The organism is Pseudobacter ginsenosidimutans (assembly GCF_007970185.1).
GTDB lineage: Bacteria > Bacteroidota > Bacteroidia > Chitinophagales > Chitinophagaceae > Pseudobacter > Pseudobacter ginsenosidimutans.
The window spans coordinates 1,057,193-1,078,438 of sequence record NZ_CP042431.1 but is presented as its reverse complement, the minus strand read 5'-3'; the positions used below and the strand labels follow the sequence as shown (position 1 = coordinate 1,078,438).

15 protein-coding genes are annotated in these 21,246 nt (G+C 47.3%); 13 read left to right on the top strand and 2 right to left on the bottom strand.

The window, feature by feature from the left end; all coding sequences use genetic code 11:
- Positions 1–3: 3 nt before the first annotated feature.
- From FSB84_RS04240 to FSB84_RS04220, 5 genes are all read left to right on the top strand, one after another.
- Positions 4–1,338, top strand: a complete 1,335-nt coding sequence (locus FSB84_RS04240; protein ID WP_130542748.1) for an APC family permease — start codon at positions 4–6, stop codon at positions 1,336–1,338.
- A 14-nt stretch (positions 1,339–1,352) separates the two neighbouring features.
- Positions 1,353–2,525 carry a trans-sulfuration enzyme family protein gene (locus FSB84_RS04235; RefSeq protein WP_130542749.1) on the top strand — a complete coding sequence of 391 codons (1,173 nt, stop codon included), beginning with the start codon at positions 1,353–1,355 and terminating at the stop codon, positions 2,523–2,525.
- Positions 2,526–2,636: 111 nt separating this feature from the next.
- Positions 2,637–4,079 (top strand): TolC family protein, encoded by a 1,443-nt coding sequence (locus FSB84_RS04230; RefSeq protein WP_130542750.1) that lies wholly within the window; start codon positions 2,637–2,639, stop codon positions 4,077–4,079.
- Between the two features lie 58 nt (positions 4,080–4,137).
- Positions 4,138–5,502, top strand: coding sequence for an efflux RND transporter periplasmic adaptor subunit (locus FSB84_RS04225; protein WP_130542751.1), 1,365 nt, complete (start codon positions 4,138–4,140; stop codon positions 5,500–5,502).
- Between the two features lie 38 nt (positions 5,503–5,540).
- Positions 5,541–6,578: an NAD(P)H-dependent glycerol-3-phosphate dehydrogenase gene (locus FSB84_RS04220; RefSeq protein ID WP_130542752.1), complete on the top strand. Its 1,038-nt coding sequence runs from the start codon at positions 5,541–5,543 to the stop codon at positions 6,576–6,578.
- 235 nt (positions 6,579–6,813) lie between these two features.
- On the opposite strand, the gene hemW is transcribed toward FSB84_RS04220, so the two are convergent.
- On the bottom strand, positions 6,814–7,947 hold the full coding sequence (gene hemW / locus FSB84_RS04215) for a radical SAM family heme chaperone HemW (protein ID WP_130542753.1): 1,134 nt from the start codon (positions 7,945–7,947) through the stop codon (positions 6,814–6,816).
- A gap of 57 nt (positions 7,948–8,004) precedes the next feature.
- On the opposite strand from hemW, the gene FSB84_RS04210 reads away from it, so the two are divergent.
- The 8 genes from FSB84_RS04210 to porN all read left to right on the top strand — a co-directional run bounded on the left by FSB84_RS04210 (position 8,005) and on the right by porN (position 18,994).
- Positions 8,005–9,804, top strand: a complete 1,800-nt coding sequence (locus FSB84_RS04210) for a BamA/TamA family outer membrane protein (protein WP_130542754.1) — start codon at positions 8,005–8,007, stop codon at positions 9,802–9,804.
- A 40-nt stretch (positions 9,805–9,844) separates the two neighbouring features.
- Positions 9,845–10,930: a DUF4271 domain-containing protein gene (locus FSB84_RS04205; protein WP_130542755.1), complete on the top strand. Its 1,086-nt coding sequence runs from the start codon at positions 9,845–9,847 to the stop codon at positions 10,928–10,930.
- A 25-nt stretch (positions 10,931–10,955) separates the two neighbouring features.
- A complete protein-coding gene (locus FSB84_RS04200; protein WP_130542756.1) occupies positions 10,956–11,750 on the top strand; it encodes a uroporphyrinogen-III synthase in 795 nt (264 codons plus the stop codon).
- Between the two features lie 96 nt (positions 11,751–11,846).
- Complete coding sequence (locus FSB84_RS04195) at positions 11,847–13,904, top strand: thioredoxin domain-containing protein (protein ID WP_130542757.1); 2,058 nt, start codon at positions 11,847–11,849, stop codon at positions 13,902–13,904.
- A gap of 152 nt (positions 13,905–14,056) precedes the next feature.
- Positions 14,057–15,331 carry a T9SS ring complex lipoprotein PorK/GldK gene (porK, locus tag FSB84_RS04190; RefSeq protein ID WP_225979975.1) on the top strand — a complete coding sequence of 425 codons (1,275 nt, stop codon included), beginning with the start codon at positions 14,057–14,059 and terminating at the stop codon, positions 15,329–15,331.
- 151 nt (positions 15,332–15,482) lie between these two features.
- Entirely contained in the window at positions 15,483–16,250 is a 768-nt protein-coding gene (gene porL / locus FSB84_RS04185) for a type IX secretion system motor protein PorL/GldL (protein ID WP_130542759.1), read from the top strand.
- Between the two features lie 79 nt (positions 16,251–16,329).
- Positions 16,330–17,916, top strand: coding sequence for a type IX secretion system motor protein PorM/GldM (gene porM / locus FSB84_RS04180; protein WP_130542760.1), 1,587 nt, complete (start codon positions 16,330–16,332; stop codon positions 17,914–17,916).
- A 28-nt stretch (positions 17,917–17,944) separates the two neighbouring features.
- Positions 17,945–18,994: a type IX secretion system ring subunit PorN/GldN gene (porN, locus tag FSB84_RS04175; RefSeq protein WP_130542761.1), complete on the top strand. Its 1,050-nt coding sequence runs from the start codon at positions 17,945–17,947 to the stop codon at positions 18,992–18,994.
- Between the two features lie 329 nt (positions 18,995–19,323).
- Here the strand turns inward: porN and uvrC are convergent, their stop codons facing one another.
- Entirely contained in the window at positions 19,324–21,243 is a 1,920-nt protein-coding gene (gene uvrC, locus FSB84_RS04170) for an excinuclease ABC subunit UvrC (RefSeq protein WP_130542762.1), read from the bottom strand.
- Between the last annotated feature and the right edge of the window lie 3 nt (positions 21,244–21,246).

The following is a 21,246-nucleotide window of genomic DNA, read 5'->3' as shown; positions in this document are numbered from 1 at the left end:
AACATGAAGTCTTCCAAACTTGGTTTATTCGATCTGACCATGATCGTGATCGGCCTGGTGATTGGCATGGGCATCTTTCGCGCGGCCACTGATTCCGCCAAAGATGCACTCACACCAGGTATTTTCTTTGCGGGATGGATTGTGGGGGGATTGGTAGCATTGTGCGGAGCCCTTACCTATGCCGAGATCGGTTCAAGGCATCCTGTGACCGGTGGTTATTATAAGATATTCTCTTATGCGTACCATCCTTCACTGGCCTTCTCCATCAATTGCATCATCCTGGTGAGCAATGCTGCATCACTGTCGGCTGTAGCCCTGATCGGATCAGGATACATCAGCCGCGTGCTGTTCAATCAGCCTGCTACGGACACCACCAAAGTGATCATCGCCATCATTGCCATCGTGATCTTCTATGGCGTCAATCTCATGGGATTGAAGATGAGCTCGCGCACGCAGAATGTACTGATGCTGATCAAGATCAGTATGGTATTGCTGCTGATCGCTGCGCTCTGCTTTCCCGATCTCTACGTGGAACCGGCGCCGGTAGCAGCTCCTGTTGCGGAACATTCCTGGGGCGATTCCATCCGGTCTTTCGGATTGTGCCTGGTGGCAATTTCGTTTACCTATGGAGGTTATCAGCAGAGTATTAATTTCGGACATGAAGTGAAGAACGCGTCGCGCAATGTGCCGAAAGGGATCTTCATCGGCATCGCTACCATCATTGTCCTTTACCTGGCAGTGAATTTCAGCTACTACAAACTGATCGGTTTTGAACAACTCAAAACCACCAATGAGATTGCATCGGTAGTGGCAGAGAAGATGTTTGGTCCTACAGGCTCAACAGTGTTCTCCGGACTGCTCTTTCTTTCCGTACTCGCTTACGTGAATGTGCTGCTGATGAGTAATCCACGCGTGATGTATGCCATGAGCGATGATGGTGTGCTCCCACCCATCTTTAAAAAACAAACTGCAAAGAAAGAAGTGCTGCTCACTTCGCTCACTGTGTTTGCGGCCACCTGCATCGTGGTGCTCTTCTTCGCCAAAACGTTCAACGAAATTCTCAGCTTTACCATCTTCCTGGACTGCTTCGGCATGGCCATGTCTGCCGGCGCCATCTTCAAACTGAGGAAAAGAACCAAACACCTGGACGGTACCGGCATCTACAGCATGAAGCTATACCCCTTACTGCCCATCATCTTTATTCTTGCTTATACCTTTGTGGGTATCAGCATCGCGATTGACAAACCGAAAACAGCAGGCATCGGCATAGGGGTATTACTTACTTTTATGGTCTTGTATTTCCTGATGCGCAAACGGCCCAAACAGGAAAATGCCTGATCAAACCAAACATCATGCTACCACCAGACATTTCTTATATCCTCAATGAACTGGGAGAAGACAGGGAAGAATATTTCAATGCTGTTGCTCCTCCCATTTACCAGACCAGCAATTTCGCTTTCAAAACGGTGGCGGATATGCGACGGGCTTTTGAAGATGAGTTCAATAACCTGATCTACAGTAAAGGGATGAACCCTACCGTCAATATCCTGCGGAAGAAACTGGCGGCGCTGGACAATGCGGAAGAATGCCTGGTGTTCAATAGTGGGTCATCCGCCATCTTCGCTTCGGTTTTTGCTAATGTGCAGAGTGGTGACCATATAGTTTCTGTGAACCGTCCTTACGGCTGGGCCAAGAAATTATTCGATGAGGTGCTACCGCGTTTCGGTGTGGCAACAACGTATGTGGATGGCAGGGAGATCGAAGCATTTGAGCGGGCCATCCTTCCTTCTACAAAGATCATTTACCTGGAATCACCGAACAGCTGGGATTTTGTATTGCAGGACCTCCGCGCAGTGGCGGATCTGGCGAGGGCAGAAGGTATTATAACAATTTGTGATAACAGCTATTGTACACCGTTATTCCAGCGTCCGCTGGATCATGGGATCGATATGAGCCTGCAGTCGGCCACCAAATATATCGGCGGCCACAGCGATGTGGTTGCGGGCGTGCTTACCGGCACGCAGACCATGATGAACCATGTATTCAATAATGCTATGCAGAATGCAGGTAATGGCATTTCTCCATTCAATGCCTGGTTGTTACTGAGAGGCTTACGCACGCTGCCAGCAAGGCTCGACAGGATTTCAACCACTACGCGGATAATGGTTGACTGGCTGAAGCAGCATTCCAAAGTGGAACAGGTGATCTTTCCCCTCGACCCCTCCTTTCCTCAATATGAACTCGCCCAAAGGCAGATGAGCGGCGCCTGCGGACTGGTGACCATTGTAGTGCACGCAAAAAATATGGAAGAGATTGTAACCTTCTCGGAATCGCTGCGACATATTCTCATGGCAGTGAGCTGGGGAGGTCACGAAAGCCTGGTGATCCCGCGTTGCGCGTCCCTTCAACCCGAAGCCTTCGATGCTTCCGATCCGGAGCACCGGATGCTCCGTTTTTATTTCGGGCTGGAAGATGCGGAATACCTGAAGACCGATCTGGAACAGGCTTTTGCTAAAATGGTTTAACAGTAATTTTTTTCGCACTTTGAACCGTAGCTTGTAATTTGGCAGTTACCAACTCCCCGACCGCTTATCAAATAACAGGCCCCGGCCTCTCATTACAATTACATTTGTTCTATGAAGAAATGGAAACTATTTCTGACTGTTTGTTTGCAAATTTGCCTCGTATCAGTTTCTTTCAGCCAGGATAAGTGGGACCTCAAAAGATCCGTGGAGTATGCACTGGCCAATAATATTTCAGTGAAACAAGCCGATGTGCAGGCACGCATTGCTGCTCTCAACCTGAACCAGTCCAGGCTTCAACAAATTCCTACTCTTGGTTTTGATGGTAGCCTTGGTTTGAATAACGGACGCACACAGAACCCTGCCGACTTCAGCGCTGTGAACGAAACCAACGTTGCAGGCTCTTTCAGTCTTTCCAGTTCTGTTACCTTGTTCAACTGGTTCCGCATCAAAAATACCATTGCAGCTAACCGGCTGGAAGCGGAAGCCTCCAAAACGAATATCGACAAAGTAAAGAATGATATCTCTCTCAATGTGGCTGCGGCATATCTGCAGGCTCTCCTGAATAAAGAGCAGGTGAGCGCCAGTGAGCTGCAGGTGAAACTCACGCTTGCGCAATTGGAGAACACAAGGAAACTGGTGATCGCAGGTTCTGTTCCCGAACTGAATGCTGCTGAACTGGAAGCACAGCTGGCCCGCGACAGCGCCACGCTGGTGGGCACACAGCAAACCGCTGCTGTGTCATTGTTACAAATGCAGGCACTGTTGAATCTGGATGCTGCGCAGCCTTTCGATATTGCAGCACCGCCAGTAGAGTTGATACCTGTTGAGCCGCTATCAGAACTTCAGCCTGAAGCAGTGTTTCAACTCGCTATGGCAAACATGCCGCTGCAAAGAGTGAATCAGTTGCGTGTGGAGGCAGCCAACAAAAATGTAGCGGCCACACGCGGCGCCATGATGCCAGCCCTTTCCGCTTACGCCAGAATGGGCACAGCCTATAATAATAATTACCTGGAACCTTATGGAAAAATTCCTTACGCTGGTATCGACTCAAGCGCTTCTGTAAAGATCGCCAATCAGACCTACAAGGTTTTTGCTCCGTTTGCAGGAGAGTTAAATATGATCAGGAACCCGGGATTTTTTCAGCAATTGGACAAGGCCTTTGGGCAGTCCATCGGATTGTCTCTTGCCATTCCCATCTTTAACCAGGGCCAGCTGCGCACACAGCACAACAGGGCAAAGCTGGATCTGCGTAATACCGAACTGCAACAGGAGCTGGACAATCAAACGTTGAAGCAGGACATATACAAAGCATATACTGAAGCCACTGCTTCTTTCCAGAAATACATTGCAGGCAACAAATCAGTAGAAACATCGCAGAAAGCGTTCGACTTCGCCACCAAACGGTACAATATCGGATTGCTTAATACTATCGATCTGCTGACCAATCAGAATAATCTGTTCAAAGCCAAAATAGACAAGCTCACTGCTCAGTATGATTATGTATTCAAACTGAAAGTGCTCGAGTTCTATAAAGGCCAGGGCATCAAATTATAATTCGCAACTGCCGGTTAACAGCAATGGCTCGCCGGCCCCCAACCAAACAGTTACAATCATGAAGAAGAAAACCTTGTGGATAATCATTATCGGGATCATCGTGATCATTGCATTGCTCGCATTGAGCAGCGTTTTCAAAAAAGATGAAGGCCTTAAAGTGGCTGTAGAAAAAGTGGAGGCGAGGACCATCATCGAATCTGTGAACGCGAGTGGAAAAGTGTATCCCGAAACTGAAGTGAAAGTGAGCCCGGACATTTCCGGTGAGATTGTGGAACTGAACTATGAAGAAGGCGACAGTGTTCGTAAGGGAGCCGTACTGGCACGGATTTACGCAGATATCTATTCTACACAACGCAATCAGGCAGCCGCTTCCGTTGATATGGAGCGCGCCAACGTTGAAAATACACGCGCACAATTGCCTGGCCTGAGATCCGCTGTGGAACTGGCTCAGCGCGCTTACGACCGTCAAAAGCAACTGGTGGCGGAGAAAGTGATCTCTGCTTCAGAATTCGAACAGGCAGAAAACAGCCTGCGTTCCGCACAGGCGAATTACAATGCAGCCCTCCAGAACGTGAAGAGGGGAGAAGCCAGCATCCAGGGCGCACAGGCTAACCTGGCCAAAGCTGATAAGGACCTCGGCCGTACTGCGGTTGTTGCTCCCCGTGATGGCGTTATTTCTCTTATGAGCGTGAAGAGAGGCGAGCGCGTAGTGGGCGCCGGTATGATGGCCGGTACTGAAATGATGCGCATCGCAGACATGAGCGTGATTGAAGTACAGGTAGACGTGAGTGAGAACGATATCCCAAAAGTGAAACTCGGAGACTCCGCCCTCGTGGAAGTGGATGCCTACACCAACCGAAAATTCAAAGGACTTGTTACCAAGATCGCCAGCAGTAATACCACTGCAGCATCAACCACCACCACCGCTACCAGCAACGACGTTACCAACTACAAAGTGCATATCCGCCTCCTGGCCGATTCTTATGGCGACCTCACCGCCAATGGATCCCGCTTCCCTTTCCGCCCGGGAATGAACGCCAGCGCCGATATTCAGACCACAACCAAGAACAATGTGATCTCTGCTGCTATCAATGCAGTAACCACGCGCAAAAAAGGCAGCGATGATGTGGCGAACGATAAAAAAGAAGACAAGAAAGATGAAGAAGGTCTCCAGGAAACTGTGAAAGCCGGTCTTACCAGCGATCTGGATGAAGTGGTATACGTACTGCAAAAAGACAATTCAGTAAAGAAAGTAAAAGTGACAACAGGCATCCAGGACATGAACCATATCGAGATCCTTTCCGGCCTGAAAGCAGGCGACTCCGTGATTACAGCACCATACAATGTGGTGAGCAAGATCCTGAAAACGGGAACCAAGGTAAAAGTGGTACCGGCTGATAAGTTGTTTGAAGCAAAGAAGTAAGCAGTCATTTACTTACATTTGCGGCAAATAATTGATTCATGCGATTGGGAATCATCGGAAGCGGAAGCTGGGCTACTGCACTTGCCAAAATACTTACAGACAATAAGAACCCGATTGGCTGGTGGGTGCGCTCTGAGCATATCGTAACTCATATCAAACACCGCCGTCATAATCCGTCTTACCTGAGCAGCGCCTATTTTGATGCAGACCTGGTAGACCTCAGCACGGATGTAAACAAAGTTGTTTCAGAAAACGAATACATCGTTATTGCCGTACCATCGGCTTATATCATCGATACACTGGAGCCTTTGCCTAAGAATGCATTCGAAGGCAAAAAAGTGATCTCTGCCGTGAAAGGCATCATCCCACAAAGCAATTTGTTGTTGAACGATTACCTGGCGCAGGAATTCAACGTTGATATTTCAAATTATTACACCATCATGGGCCCCTGCCATGCAGAAGAAGTGGCGGCTGAAAAACTGAGCTATCTCACTTTCTCAGGAACAGATGCAGTGATAACCGAAAAGATCGCAGCCAGGTTCCATACGGAATATCTGAATACTGTAGTGAATACCGATGTGGTAGGCGTACAGTATGCAGCGATCCTGAAAAATATCTACGCACTGGGCGCAGGTATTGCGCACGGACTTGAATATGGCGATAATTTCTTAAGCGTACTGATCGCGAATTGTGCCGATGAAATGGCCGTGTTCCTCAAAAAAGTAGGTATCCAGCGAATTGAAGTGGGCGTACACGAAGGCCAGGACCCGGTTACGCACCGTAAAACACCCAACTACGCCGCTTCTGTATATCTCGGCGATCTGCTGGTAACCTGCTACTCATTGTTCAGCAGGAATCGTACCTTTGGTAATATGATCGGGAAAGGATATTCTGTTCGTTCAGCACAACTTGAAATGAACATGGTGGCGGAGGGTTACAATGCTGCCAAATCCATTCACCTGATCAACAAAACTGTAGGTGCAGAGATGCCGATTGCAGAATCGATTTACAGGATCCTTTGGGAAAATGTTAAACCTTCGGTTGGATACAAACAAATTGAACAAGAACTCGTCTAATTTGTAAAAAGGGTATTATGCCATTATCTTTTCAATCATTCGGTGTTGCAGGCATCCTGATCATGGTCGGGATACTCAGTATTGCTGAACTGGTGAAACACCTGAGAAGAAGGCATCAGCATCACTAAGGAATGTTTGTGTTAATTTATAGAAAGCGGTCCACAGGTTTGTGGGCCGTTTTTGTTTTTGGTGTTCCTGGTTGCCCGCATCCCTGCGAGTCACTGGCAACACTCTGCTACTCCGGTTCGTCCCTGAACAGATCGGCAGCAATGCCATCCGCAAAGAGTTTGCCCTGTTGGGTTAAGATCAGATGATCATCAACTTCATTCATCAATCCTTCGCGGATCAATCTTTCACTGAATTTACGTAGCTGTGAAGCTGTGCTGGCATCACTCAGTCTTTTTACAATTTCAAGGCTCATTCCTTCCATAGTTCGGAGGGAGGTCATGATATATTCATTCAATCTTTGCACTGGCGTGAGCGTTTCCTGTTCGAATGGAACAGTTCCATTTTTCAATGCCTGGATATAAAGGGCATTGTTGGCGATATTCCATTGCCGGTTGGCGCCATCATAGGAATGTGCCGAAGGCCCGAGCCCGAGATATTTTTTGCCTTCCCAGTACGCGCTGTTGTGTTTGCTGCGCTTGCCAGGCAGGGCGAAATTGGAAATTTCGTAATGATCATAACCGGCAGCCTTCAACCATTCCATCAGCTGAATGAATTGCCGGGCCTGGTCTTCAGGAACCACCGGTTCGCGTTTGTGTGTGCGGATCATGCTTTCCAGAGCAGTCTTCGGTTCCACTGTGAGTGCATAACAGGAGATATGCGGGATGCCCATTTCGATCACCCTTTGTACATTGGAAGCCCATTTTTCATCCGTAAGGCCGGGGCTGCCATAGATGAGATCGATGGTGATATTGGGAAAGAATTCCAATGCCAGCTTGAGATTATCGATCGCCTGCGTTGCGGTATGTGCACGGTTCATCCATCGAAGATCTTCTTCATAAAAACTCTGGATGCCGATGCTCAGGCGGTTGATGCCGGCATCTTTCCAGGATTGAAGGCTGACGCGGTTGATATCATCCGGATTGGCTTCCAGCGTAAATTCAGCGTTGGGATGGATGGAAAAATTTTCGCGCAGCGCCCTAAGGATCATGTTGAGGCTTTCTGCATCCAACAAGGAAGGAGTACCACCACCGAAGTAGACCGTTTCCACCGTTTCACCCGCCAGAAATCCCTGCTGTAGCGGGATCTCAGCCAATAAACTGTTCAGGAATTCGTTTTCCAATCCCCTGCTGGTGGAAAAATGGAAGTTGCAATAATGACAGGCCTGCCTGCAAAAAGGAATATGTATGTAGATGCCTGCCATGTTGTTACGGATATTTTAGCGAATATTACAGTTCAAAGGTAGCTGACAAAGCATTAAGTGAAAAAACTCCGTTTACAAACGATATTGTTCCTGCTTTTCGCCTGGCCCATGGCCGCAGGCGCACAATATGCGCTGCATATCATTCCTGTAGACCGGGACTCAACCTTTATCAAAGACAGCCTGAGACTGCAAAGCAATTTCAAAGACCGGCATAACTGCGAAGAGTACGTGCGAAAGATCCCCACCATCCTGCAACAGAGAGGATTTCCTGTTGTTTCGGTTGATAGTGAACGTTATGACTCAACCGAAGCAACCATCGAACTCTATGTAGGAGCTGCGCTCCGCTGGGCTTATCTTAATACAGACTCCATCGATAAACGCATCCTCGATGCCGTGGCATGGAACAGGAAGGATTATGAGTACAAACGGATAGATATGCTGAAAGTGCAGGAGCTGCAGGACAAAATCCTCGATCACCTGGAGAACAGCGGCTATCCATTTGCGAAAGTACTGCTTGACAGTATCGGTTTACAGGGAGAGGAATTCTCTGCCAGGCTGCGCGTGGAGAAAGGTCCCATGTACAAGATCGACAGCATCCGCAACAATGGCAAGGCCAATCTTTCCGCCAATTACCTCCAGCATTATCTGGGTATCATGAATGGCAGCCTGTACCAGAAAAAGAAACTGCAGCTGATCAGTCAGCGATTGCGGGAACTGCCATTTGTGGAAGAGGAGCGTCCATGGGACCTCACCCTGATGGGCGAAGGTTCTATCCTCAACGTATACCTGAAACCGAGAAAGAGCAGCCAGGTGAACGTGCTGATCGGTCTTCTTCCTGATAACAATAATAGCGGCACGGCACAAAGCAGCAAGTTACTGGTGACCGGGGAAGCTACCGTGAATCTTAAAAATGCATTGGGAGGAGGGGAGCTTATCGGCCTTAACTGGCAACAGATACAACCGAAATCGCCCAGGCTCAACCTCGCCTTTCAACAGCCCTATCTTTTCAATTCTCCATTTGGTATGAATGCGGCTTTCGATCTCTTCAAAAAAGATTCATCTTTCATCAATATCAGTTTTCTTGTGGGGGCGCAATATGCAGTATCTACCGGTAATACAGGATCTGTGTTCATCCAGAATACGCGCAGCAACCTGTTGACTGTAGACACCAATGTGGTGAAGAGTGAAAAAAGATTACCACCTGAAGCCGATGTAAGTGCCGTTAACCTTGGCGTGAACTATGAATGGTACAATACCGATTACCGTTTCAATCCGCGAAAAGGGACCGATCTCTTCATCAGCGCTTCCGCGGGTACCAAGAAGATCCGTAAGAACAACGTGATCGTAAAACTGAAAGACCAGGGTAATCCTGAATTCGATTACAATTCCCTCTACGATACATTCCAGTTGAACTCATACCAGTTCCGCGTGAAAGCTGTGGCCTCGCAATATTTCAAGCTTACGAGAGTGAGCACGCTGAAAATGGCCTTCAACGGTGGCTGGTTCCAGAGCCCGGATATCTTCCGGAATGAGCTGTTCCAGATCGGTGGCTATAAATTGTTGCGTGGTTTTGATGAAGAAAGCATTTACGCATCATCATATGCGGTAGGAACCTCAGAATACCGGTATCTGTTGGGACAGAATTCTTTTCTTTTTGCGTTTATTGATTTTGGATGGGCCAGGTCAGACAGCAGGAACATCAAGGTCAACAATACATTTTTGGGAACCGGCATTGGCATGGCATTCGAAACGAAAGCAGGCATTTTCAATATTTCCTATGCAGTAGGAAAGCGGGATGATACGAAATTCAACATGAGACAGGCCAAGATACATTTGGGATATGTGAATTATTTTTAGTGGATCGTTTCTTTTATTTTTGCACACGCAACAACCATTAGTGAAAAAAAGTTTAGTACTTCTATCCGGAATTTTATTGATCGCCGTACTGTCATTTGCTCAGTCAAAAGGCGATACAGTAGTACCTTCCAAAGACACTGACGTAAACAAACCTGCCCGTGCGGTAAGGATGGATACGGGCCGCAAGGCGGTTGCACCTGCGAGGAAAGCCTCCGATTCGCTTCGTCGTACTACCATCACCGATACCAGTAAGAGGAAGCAGGCTTCCGTTGTTACAGATACTTCAAAGAGACAGATTGCCAGGACAGACTCTTCTCAGATCAAAAAAGATACGGTTCCCGCCGTGGTGATCAAAGCCAGCCCTCAGCAACTGGCAAGGATCAGCCGGTTCCAGGATGCGTTGCGGGCTCATCCTTATTTCAATTTCTTTGGCAGGGCCATTGCAATGCCGGAATTGGAAAAGAAAAGGGAAGACAAGGATTCGCTTTTTTACTTCATCGCAGGTCTGTTGCTGTATTATGCTTTGGTTAAAGTTTTCTTCCGGAAATACGTGGACAATATCATGACCCTCTTCTTCCGTGTGACCATGCGTCAGCAGCAGATCCGGGATCAGATGTTGCAAACACCACTGGCTTCACTTTTCCTGAACCTTCTCTTCCTTGTGAGTGGCGGTATGTACATGGTGTTTGTTGGAAGATACTATGGAGTGAAGATTACAGACAATGACTGGCTGTTGCTTGCATATGGCGCAGGATTGTTGGTGGCAGTGTATTTGGGCAAGTTCATCCTGCTCAAGCTCGCCGGCTGGATCTTCAATATCAGCGCAGCTACCGATACATATATTTTCATCGTGTTCCTGGTGAACAAGATCATCGGTATTTTGCTGCTGCCGGTACTGGTGCTGATGGCTTTTCCATACCCTGCAATGTTCCCTGTAGTGCTCACACTCAGCTATATTATGCTGGCTCTTTTCTTTGGTTACAGGTTCATTATCAGCTACAAGCCGATCAGGAACGAAATTAAAGTAACTCGTTTCCATTTTTTTCTATACCTTTGCGCCTTCGAAATAGCACCCCTTTTGCTGATTTACAAGGTGTTATTGGTTTTTGTGGAAAGAAGTTATTAATTTTGCAAATCCATACGTAACAAATATGGTTAAGAACGGGGCTAAAAACGTTGGTGACAACACGATTAGGAAAATACTAATCACTCAACCCAGACCTGAAACCGATAAATCGCCGTATTTCGAGCTAGCGAAGAAATACAGCATTTTATTGGACTTTCATCCTTTTATCAGGCTGGAGGGCGTTCCTGCAAAAGATTTTCGGAAACAGAAAGTTGAAATCTCCAATTTCTCTGCTGTTATCTTCACCAGCCGAAACGCAATCGATCACTTTTTCAGAATTTGCGAAGAAATGAAAGTGAACGTATCCCAGGATACGAAGTACTTCTGCATTACTGAAGCTGTGGCATTGTACCTGCAGAAATTCATTCTCTACAGAAAACGTAAAGTGTTCTACGGCGCCGATGGCACCAACAAGAGCATGTTCGACGTGATCAACAAGCACAAGGAAAATGAGAAATTCATTTACCCTGTGTCTGAGAACCAGCAGGACAATGAGATCGTGAACTGGCTGAAGAACAATCGATGTGAATTTGCGAACCCCTTCATGTACCGCACTATCAGCAATGATGTGAAAGAACTCTTCAGCAAGAACAATTACGATATCATCTGCTTCTTCACTCCCAGCGGAGTGAAAAGTTTGTTCGATAATTTCCCCAAGTTTGAACAGAACGGTACCCGCATCGGCGCCTTCGGAAGCAACACTTCCCGGGCAGCGGAAGATGCAGGACTGGGCGTAGAGATCAAGGCCCCGCAACCACAGGCTCCTTCCATGGTTGCCGCGCTGGAAGCATACCTCAGCTCTGCGTTAAAGAAAAAATAGATCCATCCACTGGCAGAAATATTGCATGAGCATTGCACATTCACCGGAATGTCCAATGCTCATTTTTTTGTAGCTTTAAAAGATTCAAGCTTACGTATGGCCACATTCACCAATCGCCTGGCAAAAGAGAGCAGCCCGTATTTATTGCAACATGCCCATAATCCGGTGGACTGGTTCCCATGGGGAACCGAAGCATTGGAAAAAGCAAAAAGAGAAGACAAACCCATCCTGGTCAGTATCGGCTACGCAGCCTGTCACTGGTGCCATGTGATGGAGCACGAGAGCTTTGAAGATGAAACCACAGCAGCGCTCATGAACGAGCATTTCGTCAACATCAAGATAGACCGTGAAGAAAGGCCGGACCTGGATCATATCTACATGGATGCCGTGCAGGCCATGACCGGCTCCGGAGGCTGGCCGCTGAATGTTTTTTTGACGCCTGATGCCAAACCATTTTACGGCGGTACTTATTATCCGCCCAAACAGGTATACAACAGACCTTCCTGGACCGAAGTGCTTAACGGCGTGTCCAACGCCTTCCGCGAGAAGCGTGCAGATATCGATGCACAGGCGGAACAACTCACTCAACATCTTATTTCCTCCAATGGTTTCGGATTGACCAACCAGGCCGTGGACATCGCTCCCGATTCTCTTTTCGCGAAAGAGAAAGTGAATGAGATGTTTACGAATATCATGAAGCAGGCCGACCGTGCAGACGGCGGATTTGGCAAGGCTCCGAAATTTCCGCAGACCTTCACTATCCGGTTCCTGCTCCACTATCATCACCGGACCAGAAATGCTGAGGCCCTTCAACAGGCCACGCTCAGTCTGGATAAAATGATCGATGGCGGAATATACGACCAGCTTGGCGGAGGATTTGCACGGTACTCTACCGATGCCGAATGGCTGGCGCCCCACTTCGAAAAAATGTTATACGATAATGCCCTCCTGGTGATCACTCTCTGCGAAGCTTACCAGATCACCGGAAAGGCCCGTTATAAGCGCGTTATCGAACAAACGTTAGCTTTTGTTGCCAGGGAGTGGTTATCGCCTGAAAACGGATTTTATGCGGCCCTGGATGCAGACAGCGAAGGCGTGGAGGGAAAGTTCTATGTGTGGAGTAAGGAAGAAACCGATCTGCTCCTGGGAGAAGATGCGGAACTTTTCAACGAAGTATATGATGTAACGCCTCACGGAAATTGGGAGCATACAAATATTTTGCGCATCAAAGAAAGCCCGGCCGATATTGCCGATGCCTGGGAGATCACAGAAGATGAGCTTTGGCAAAGAATGGAAAAAGCGTCGGCAAAATTGTTGAAACATCGCGAAACCCGTGTCCGGCCCGCATTGGACGATAAACAGATCTTAGGCTGGAACGCGATGATGAATATCGCTTTCAGTAAGGCATATGCTATATTGGGAAATAAAGAATACCTGCAGACCGCAGAAGCGAATATGGGTTTCCTGCTTAAAGTATTCCGGGCATTGGATGGTAGTTTTCATCATACGTATAAGGAAGGAGTTGCGAAGTATCCTGCCTTCCTCGACGACTATGCATGCCTGATGGAAGCGCTCATCCAGTTGCAGGAAGTGACCGGTAACAAAGCGTATCTGGAAGAGGCAAAGAAATTGCTGGAACATGTACTGGACAAGTTCAGTGAAGAAGAAACAGGATTTTTCTTTTATACACCCAGCGGTCAGGCAGATATTATCGTACGTAAGAAGGAAGTCTATGATGGTGCGGTTCCTTCCGGCAATGCAGTAATGGCATCCAACCTTTATTACCTCGGAATGGTTTTCGATGAAGGAACATGGAAAGAGCGGGCAGCTGCGATGTGCGCGGGATTGCTACAGGCAGTAACGCGGTATCCAACATCGTTTGGAGTTTGGGCAACCCTGATTCAGGCATTCTCGTACGGAATTCCTGAGATAGTGATTGTTGGCGGGAATTTTGCTACGCTTCGTGAGGAATTTTTGAAAACCTTTATCCCCTTCCGTATCTTTCAGTCCTCACACCAGGCTGATGAACAATTCCCCCTATTGTCCGGCAAACCTGATTACCCAGAAACCCTGATCTTCCTATGTAAAAATTATGCTTGCAATGCACCTGTTACACAGCTTAATGCATTGATTAAGCAGCTTGATCATGTGTAAAACTTAAATCTGTTGTTGATACAATAATAACGTGTCCGGGGCCGTTTAAACCTAAGCTCTGATGGTGTTTGCAGTTTTAAAAAATAAATTCTAAACTTGCGATGAAGTCGGTAAAACATTATTTTTGCCCAATACCCTTTAATATGATGAAAATGAAAAACCTATCCGTTTTGACAGCCCTGGGGGTGATGGTCATTGCCACCGGTTGCGGCAAGAGCGGAAAGTCAAAAGGACTGCCCAATGACGGCCAGCTTCATGGTGTTGCTCCGGCTAATGCCAACAACCTGACTAAGCCGCTCGGAATGGTTTATATCCCACCTGGAACCTTCCATATGGGTCCCTCTGATGAGGACATCAACTTCAACTACACTTCTAGAAATAAGCAGGTTTCAATCAGTGGCTTCTGGATGGATGCCACCGAGATCACCAACAACGAGTACCGTCAGTTCGTGAACTGGGTACGCGACTCTACTGCTGCCGTAAGACTGCAATACGGTAAGGAAGTGGATGGTGTTTTTGTGGTTGACTGGAAAAAAGCTTCCACCATCAAGTATAATGATAAAGCTACTATCGAGAAGATCGACCAGATGATCCTTACTCCTGAGAACAGGATCTTCGGAAAGAAAGAGATCGATCCGGATAAGATCGTTTATCATTCTGAAACCTTCGATCTGAAGGAAGCAGCCAAACGTGAGAACAAAGGTGTTCCCCGCAGCAAATTCATCGTAAAGAAAGATATCAAGGTTTATCCCGATACATTGATCTGGATCCGCGACTTCAGCTACTCCTACAATGAGCCGATGACCAAACGTTACTTCTCACACCCTGCCTTCGGTAATTATCCTGTGGTAGGTGTGAACTGGAACCAGGCCACTGCTTTCTGCGAATGGAGAACGCATTATCTGAACTCCTTCCTGGAGTCCAAGAAGAGAGCTACAGAGTCTGACTTCCGTCTGCCTACAGAAGCAGAGTGGGAATATGCAGCCCGTGGCGGTCGCTCACAATCAATGTTCCCCTGGGGTAACTATTACCTCCGTAACAAACAGGGTTGTCTCCTGGCCAACTTCAAACCCGGCCGTGGTAACTATCCTGAGGATGGAGCTTTCTACACAGCGCGTGCCGATGCTTACTGGCCTAACGATTTCGGTCTGTACTGCATGTCAGGTAACGTAGCCGAATGGACTTCTTCCCTGTATTACGAGGGTGCATATAATTTCCAACATGACATGAATCCTGATATCCGCTTCAATGCGCAGGATTCTGACCCTCCCAGAATGAAGCGTAAGGTGATCCGTGGCGGCAGCTGGAAAGATGTAGGTTACTTCCTCCAGACAAGCGCCAGGAACTATGAGTACATGGATACTGCTAAAGCTTATATTGGCTTCCGTTGCGTGATTGATTTACCAGCTTCGCAGAAGAAACGTTAAAATTCTGCCAAGAAGAAAATTTGTGACTGTATTGAATCGTTAATTGCTTTGATTTACGAGGAGAAGCAAACCAGTATCTTATTGTAATGGCATTAAACATTTAATTTCCAAACCCTGAAAACCCGTTTTCTAACCATTTAAAAATTAATCTATGGCTGGAGTTTCTAAATCAACAGAAAGAATTGTAAACATAATCGTTTGTATGGGCGCTGCTATCGTAATCTTTGGCGCCTGGCAGAAGATTACGCACCAACCTCTGGCAGACTTCTTCCTTACAGCAGGTCTGATCACAGAAGCAGTTATTTTTGTTGTATACGCATTCTTACCTCCTCCCGGATCTGAAATGCACGCTATAGCTGAGGCTTTGCCTAAACTGGCCGGTGGCGCTTCTTCCGGTAACCCTGCTCTGGACAACATGAACAAAATGATGCAGGATGCCGACATCACCCCAGCCAGCCTGAAAAGCCTGAGCGACGGATTCAAAAAACTGGGCACATCTGTTAGCAATATTGCTGATGTATCTGATGTAGTAAAATCTACCAATGACTACTCTGCTAAAACAAAAGAAGCAGCCAATGCATTGGGACAGATGACAACTGCCTACCAGGGCGCTACTGCTACCATCACTACTTTCAATTCTGCAGCAGACAGCACTAAACAATTCCATGAGCAGGTTTCTGTATTGACCAAGAACCTCGGTTCTCTCAATGCGATCTACGAACTGGAATTACAGGACACCAACAACCACCTGAAAGCCATGAAAGGTTTTTACGGCAACCTCGCCGCTGCTTCTCAAACCATGCAGAACAGCGTTGAAGATGCGAAGAAAGCCCATGAGCAAATCGCCAAACTGGCGGGTAACCTCAGCAGCCTGAACACCGTTTACGGAAACATGCTCAGCGCTATGCAAGGTCGCTAATCACACAGGCGGTCCAATAATCCTGTACCCAATCGTACGCATTAGACTTTGAATTGTTTAAACTGAAAAACCCAGATCCATGGCTTTACCAAAAGAGCCCCGGCAGAAGATGATCAATATGATGTACCTGGTGTTGACAGCATTGCTGGCACTCAACGTATCATCAGAAATCATCAATGCCTTCGAAACCGTAAATAACAGTATCACTACTTCGAACCAGATCATCAGCGACAAGAACGCTTTGACATACCAGTCACTGGAAGAGAAGAAGAAGGATGGCCAGACTGCAGCCAAAGCTGCCATCTGGGCTCCCAAAGCAGAAGCTGCAAAAGCACTTGCTGCTTCGATGTATACTGAAATTCAAAATTTGAAAAATCAGCTTGCTGAATACGCAGGTTCTCACGAAGAGAACGGCGAACAAAAAATGAATGCCGACAAACTCGATGCCTCTACCCGCCTCCTTGAAAAAGAAGGCAAAGGCGAAGAGTTGTATAAAAAGATCGATGACTTCAAAAAGAAACTGATCGGTGTGCTGGACCCTAATGATCCTGCTTTCGCTGAAAATCCTGCTACCAAAGCTGCTGTAACAAAGGCTGTAGCTGATTTCCAGAAATCGCTGCCAATAGATCTCACGGTTCCGAAATCTACCAGCGGTAATAAATATGAGAACAATGCCAATGGCTGGACCATGAGCAATTTCCATATGACGCCAGCCATCGCTGCCATGACCATCCTGAACAAACTTCAGAACGACGTAAGGAACTCTGAAGCCCAGGTGATCGATTTCTGCCACCAGCAGATCGGTGCGGTGAAACTTGTATACGATCAGTTTGAAGCGATCGCACAGGCCAACAGAACTTATGCGATGCCTGGTGACCCCATCGAGATCACGGCTGGTATCGGCGCTTTCAGCGAAGCCGCCAAGCCTGAGATCTTCATCGGTGGTAAGCCAATGCAGCTCGAGCGTGGTAAAGCGATCTACAAGACCACTGCTTCAGGAGCAGGTACACAGAAGATCAATGTAAAGATCCGGTACACTACACCTGACGGTGAAGTGAAGGAAAAGAACGAAATTGTTGAATACACGATCGGTACACCTTCAGGAGCCTCTGTGTTCCTTCAGAAGATGAACGTACTGTATATCGGTGTAGACAACCCGATGACCATCTCCGGCGGTAGCGTAGGCGCAGAAAAAGTGCGCGTAAGCTTCAGCAATGGCGAGATCAACAAATCAGGAGGCGACAACTACGTTGCACGCCCCAGAACTCCGGGTATGGCAGATATCGTAGTGAATGCCGATGGCAAAAGCTACAAGTTCCCCATGCGCGTAAAATACCTGCCCAATCCTGCTGCCTTCCTCGGCACCAAGAAAAGCGGTAATATCGGAGCTGCTGAATTCAAAGCCATTGGTGGTATCATCGCCAAACTGGAAGACTCAGATTTTGAAGCGCCATATAAAGTTGTCAGCTATAGGTTCGGTGCTCAGGGTGGACCCATCCAGGTTTATGCTGAAGCTACCAACAACGGTAACCGTTGGAGCGGTCAGGCTGCTCAACTGGTAAGCCGCACAGGCCCCGGCTCTGTGGTATTCTTCGATAATATCACGGTAATTGGTCCTGACGGAAAACAACGCGACATTGGATCCATGACCTTCAAGCTGAAATAACATAAACTTCTTTTAAACAAAGGGAACAATGAAGAACCGTCTTATCAAACTCGGAATGCTGCTCGCAGTGTTAGCGTTTGTTTCCACAGAGGTGGATGCGCAGGCCAAAAAGCCTGTTCGCGAGAAGTCTACCCGCACTACCACCGCAAAGAAAACGAACAGCAACAGAACACAGGCTGCTGCCAATCCCGCTGCTATCGCACCGGCTCCCGATACCGTGAAGCCCGTTGTGGCCGCACCCCCGGAAGCAGACCTCAACATACCGCCACTGAAGCCTTCTTTGCGCAATGACAATGCCATTGAACGCAACCTCGTAAAAGAGCGTACCCCATTGGCGTATGAGCATATCCGTGAAGATGATGCGGTTTATGTTCAACGTGTATGGAGAGAAATCGATGTACACGAAAAAATGAACCTTCCCTTCGTTTACAAAGCTGATGGCGATCTCGGTAACCAACGCTTTATCATGATCCTGCTCAATGCCATCAAGAACGATAGCATCACTGCTTTCGCTCCTCTTGACGACAGGTTCACCACTCCCATCACATTCAAAGAGATCGCAACAGCGCTCGTAGGCGTGCCAAGAGTGATCCAGATCCCTGACCTGGTGAATGATTCAGATGGTTCCAAAGGCCTCATGAAGGATACAACCATCATCGATGAATTCGATCCTGATAAATCTGTTGAACGCTACTGGATCAAAGAAGATGTGATCTTCGATAAAGAATCTTCCCGCTTGTTCACCCGTATTCTCGGTATCGCTCCGCTGAAATCCATCTACAACGAAGATGGTTCCTTCCGCGACGTAACACCGCTGTTCTGGGTGTACTATCCTGATCTTCGCACCACTTTCGCCAAGTATGAAGTATACAATGGCCGCAACTTTGGTGGAAAGGTTAGTTGGGAAGAACTATTCGAGAGCCGTATGTTCTCCAGCAGAATTATCAAGTCAACCATCAACAACCCGAACGATCTGTTCATCAAATCTTATGTAAAGGATCCTATCCTTGCATTACTCGAAGGAGAAAATGTAAAAGAGAAGATTTTCAACTACGAACAGGATCTCTGGTCATATTAAGACAGAAAGTTATCTGATATAAAAAAACGGCATCGTATTTTTACGATGCCGTTTTTTTTATGTGTTAGTTTATAAATGCTTCAGTCTGAGGGCGGATTTGGTTCAACACACCGTAAGATTTTTGGAAAATACCCATTTCCGTTATTGTTTTATGATGCCTATTCACTATTTTTACACTGGTTTTTCATAGGATATTGGATTTTAAAAACGGGGCTGGATGTCTATCCGGGCCCCTTATTTTTTTAGGACATATCTCTCTCTCAAAAGATCGTTATCTACCGACCAATTACAGTTTACTTACCCCCGAAATAATTAGTGCGTTCCTGATATCAGACAGTGCTTTCGTTTGGACCTGTTGAGCTATCTGCATGGCCTTCCTGCGGAGCTGCAGGGGCATTGTTTTCACCGTTGACACCATCGTTGGAATCTGCTTTGCCATTATTGTCTGCAGCTTTGAAATGGGCTGCAATGATCTTTGCTTTTGATGATCCGATCAGCCTGGCAATCGCTTCCTCCCCGGCTTCCCTTATTCGCTTCACACTTCTGAATTCTTTCAGCAACTGATCGGCTGTATTCTTTCCGATCCCTTTGATCTGTTCCAGCTCATTCTTGAATGTGCCCTGACTTCTTTTCTTCCGGTGAAATGTGATACCGAAGCGATGCACTTCATCGCGGATACGCCTGATCAGTTTCAGGCTTTCGCTGTTGTAGGGAAGCTTCAGGCTTTGCTGATCACCAGCAAAGAATAATTCCTCTTCATTCTTGGCAAGGCCTACAAGTGTCATCCTGCCCTGTAGCCCGAGCTCTTCTATGGCTTCCAGCGCATAGCCCAGCTGCCCTTTGCCGCCATCGATGATCACCAGTTGAGGCAGGGAAGCGCCTTCATCCATCAGGCGTTTGTAACGCCTTCCAACCACTTCCTTCATCGTGGCAAAGTCATTGATGCCCTGCACAGTTTTCACATTGTAATGACGATAATCTTTTTTGCTGGGCACACCGTCCCTGAAACAGACCATCGCCGAAACGGGATAACTTCCATGGAAGTTGGAGTTATCGAAACATTCGATATGCACCGGAACTTCCGGTAATTGCAGATCATCCTGTAATTGGTACAGCACTTTCTTTCGCTCCATATCATCCTTGCCTTCCAGTTGCAGTATTTTTTTCTTGAACAGTTCTTCGCGGAAATAATTCACGTTCTTTTCTGAGAGCTCCAGGAGTTTCTTTTTGTCGCCGCCTTTGGGAATGGTGAGCACCACGCCAGGTTCTTCATAGTTGATGGGGAAGGGGAGGATGATCTCTGCGGCGGGACTGTTGAAAGTGGAACGCAGCTGTGCGATACCGAAAGCCAGTACTTCTTCATCCGTTTCATCCAGGTGGGTCTCCAGTTGTACCGTATGGGTTTGAACGATGGAGCCATTCTCCATCATGAGATAGTTCACATAGGCCAGGTCGTTATCCCGCAGGATTGAGAACACATCTGCCGTCATCATCCGGTTGGAAACAATGATCGATTTTGCCTGGTATTGTTCCAGGTGCTCTATCTTCTTGTGCAGGATTGCGGCTTTCTCAAATGCCAGTTGTTCAGCCGCTGCGCGCATTTCCTGTTTGAAATGCTGGATCACGGGGTTAAGATTCCCTTTCAGTACATTCTTTACCTGGTTCAATCCATCCTGGTAATCCTCTTCGGATTGGAATCCTTCGCAGGGACCTTTACAATTACCGAGATGATATTCCAGGCAGACCTTGAATTTATGTTTTCGTATGTTGGTTTCAGTTAGATTGAGCTTACAGGTCCGGAGAGGGATATTCGACCTGATGAAATCGATGAGCTCGCGAACACGCGCAACAGAAGTGAATGGTCCCAGGTATTCGGATCCGTCGTTGATCTTCCGGCGGGTAAGGAATACGCGGGGGAATGGTTCTTTTTTCAGAACGATATAAGGATAGGTCTTATCATCTTTCAGGTTGATATTGTAGCGTGGCTGGAATTGTTTGATCAGCGAATTCTCCAGCAGGAAGGCATCCTGTTCGGAATCCACGATGGTGAACTCGATGCGCGCGATGCGCTGCACCAGTTCATGCGTTTTGTAGGAAGTGAAGGTCTTGCTGAAATAAGAGCTCACCCTTTTGCGCAGGCTCTTGGCCTTGCCTACATACAGGAGATTATCCTGTGTATCATAGTATTTGTATATGCCCGGATCGGTGGGGATCTTATGGGACTGCTGCTGAAATTCCTGTGCCGTCATAGT

Bases quoted from the DNA above. Each gene is read 5' to 3' on its own strand.
- FSB84_RS04240 (WP_130542748.1), top strand. From the start codon at position 4: ATGAAGTCTTCCAAACTTGGTTTATTCGATCTGACCATGATCGTGATC.
- FSB84_RS04235 (WP_130542749.1), top strand. From the start codon at position 1,353: ATGCTACCACCAGACATTTCTTATATCCTCAATGAACTGGGAGAAGAC.
- FSB84_RS04230 (WP_130542750.1), top strand. From the start codon at position 2,637: ATGAAGAAATGGAAACTATTTCTGACTGTTTGTTTGCAAATTTGCCTC.
- FSB84_RS04225 (WP_130542751.1), top strand. From the start codon at position 4,138: ATGAAGAAGAAAACCTTGTGGATAATCATTATCGGGATCATCGTGATC.
- FSB84_RS04220 (WP_130542752.1), top strand. From the start codon at position 5,541: ATGCGATTGGGAATCATCGGAAGCGGAAGCTGGGCTACTGCACTTGCC.
- hemW (WP_130542753.1), bottom strand. From the start codon at position 7,947: ATGGCAGGCATCTACATACATATTCCTTTTTGCAGGCAGGCCTGTCAT.
- FSB84_RS04200 (WP_130542756.1), top strand. From the start codon at position 10,956: ATGGTTAAGAACGGGGCTAAAAACGTTGGTGACAACACGATTAGGAAA.
- FSB84_RS04195 (WP_130542757.1), top strand. From the start codon at position 11,847: ATGGCCACATTCACCAATCGCCTGGCAAAAGAGAGCAGCCCGTATTTA.
- porK (WP_225979975.1), top strand. From the start codon at position 14,057: ATGAAAAACCTATCCGTTTTGACAGCCCTGGGGGTGATGGTCATTGCC.
- porL (WP_130542759.1), top strand. From the start codon at position 15,483: ATGGCTGGAGTTTCTAAATCAACAGAAAGAATTGTAAACATAATCGTT.
- porM (WP_130542760.1), top strand. From the start codon at position 16,330: ATGGCTTTACCAAAAGAGCCCCGGCAGAAGATGATCAATATGATGTAC.
- porN (WP_130542761.1), top strand. From the start codon at position 17,945: ATGAAGAACCGTCTTATCAAACTCGGAATGCTGCTCGCAGTGTTAGCG.
- uvrC (WP_130542762.1), bottom strand. From the start codon at position 21,243: ATGACGGCACAGGAATTTCAGCAGCAGTCCCATAAGATCCCCACCGAT.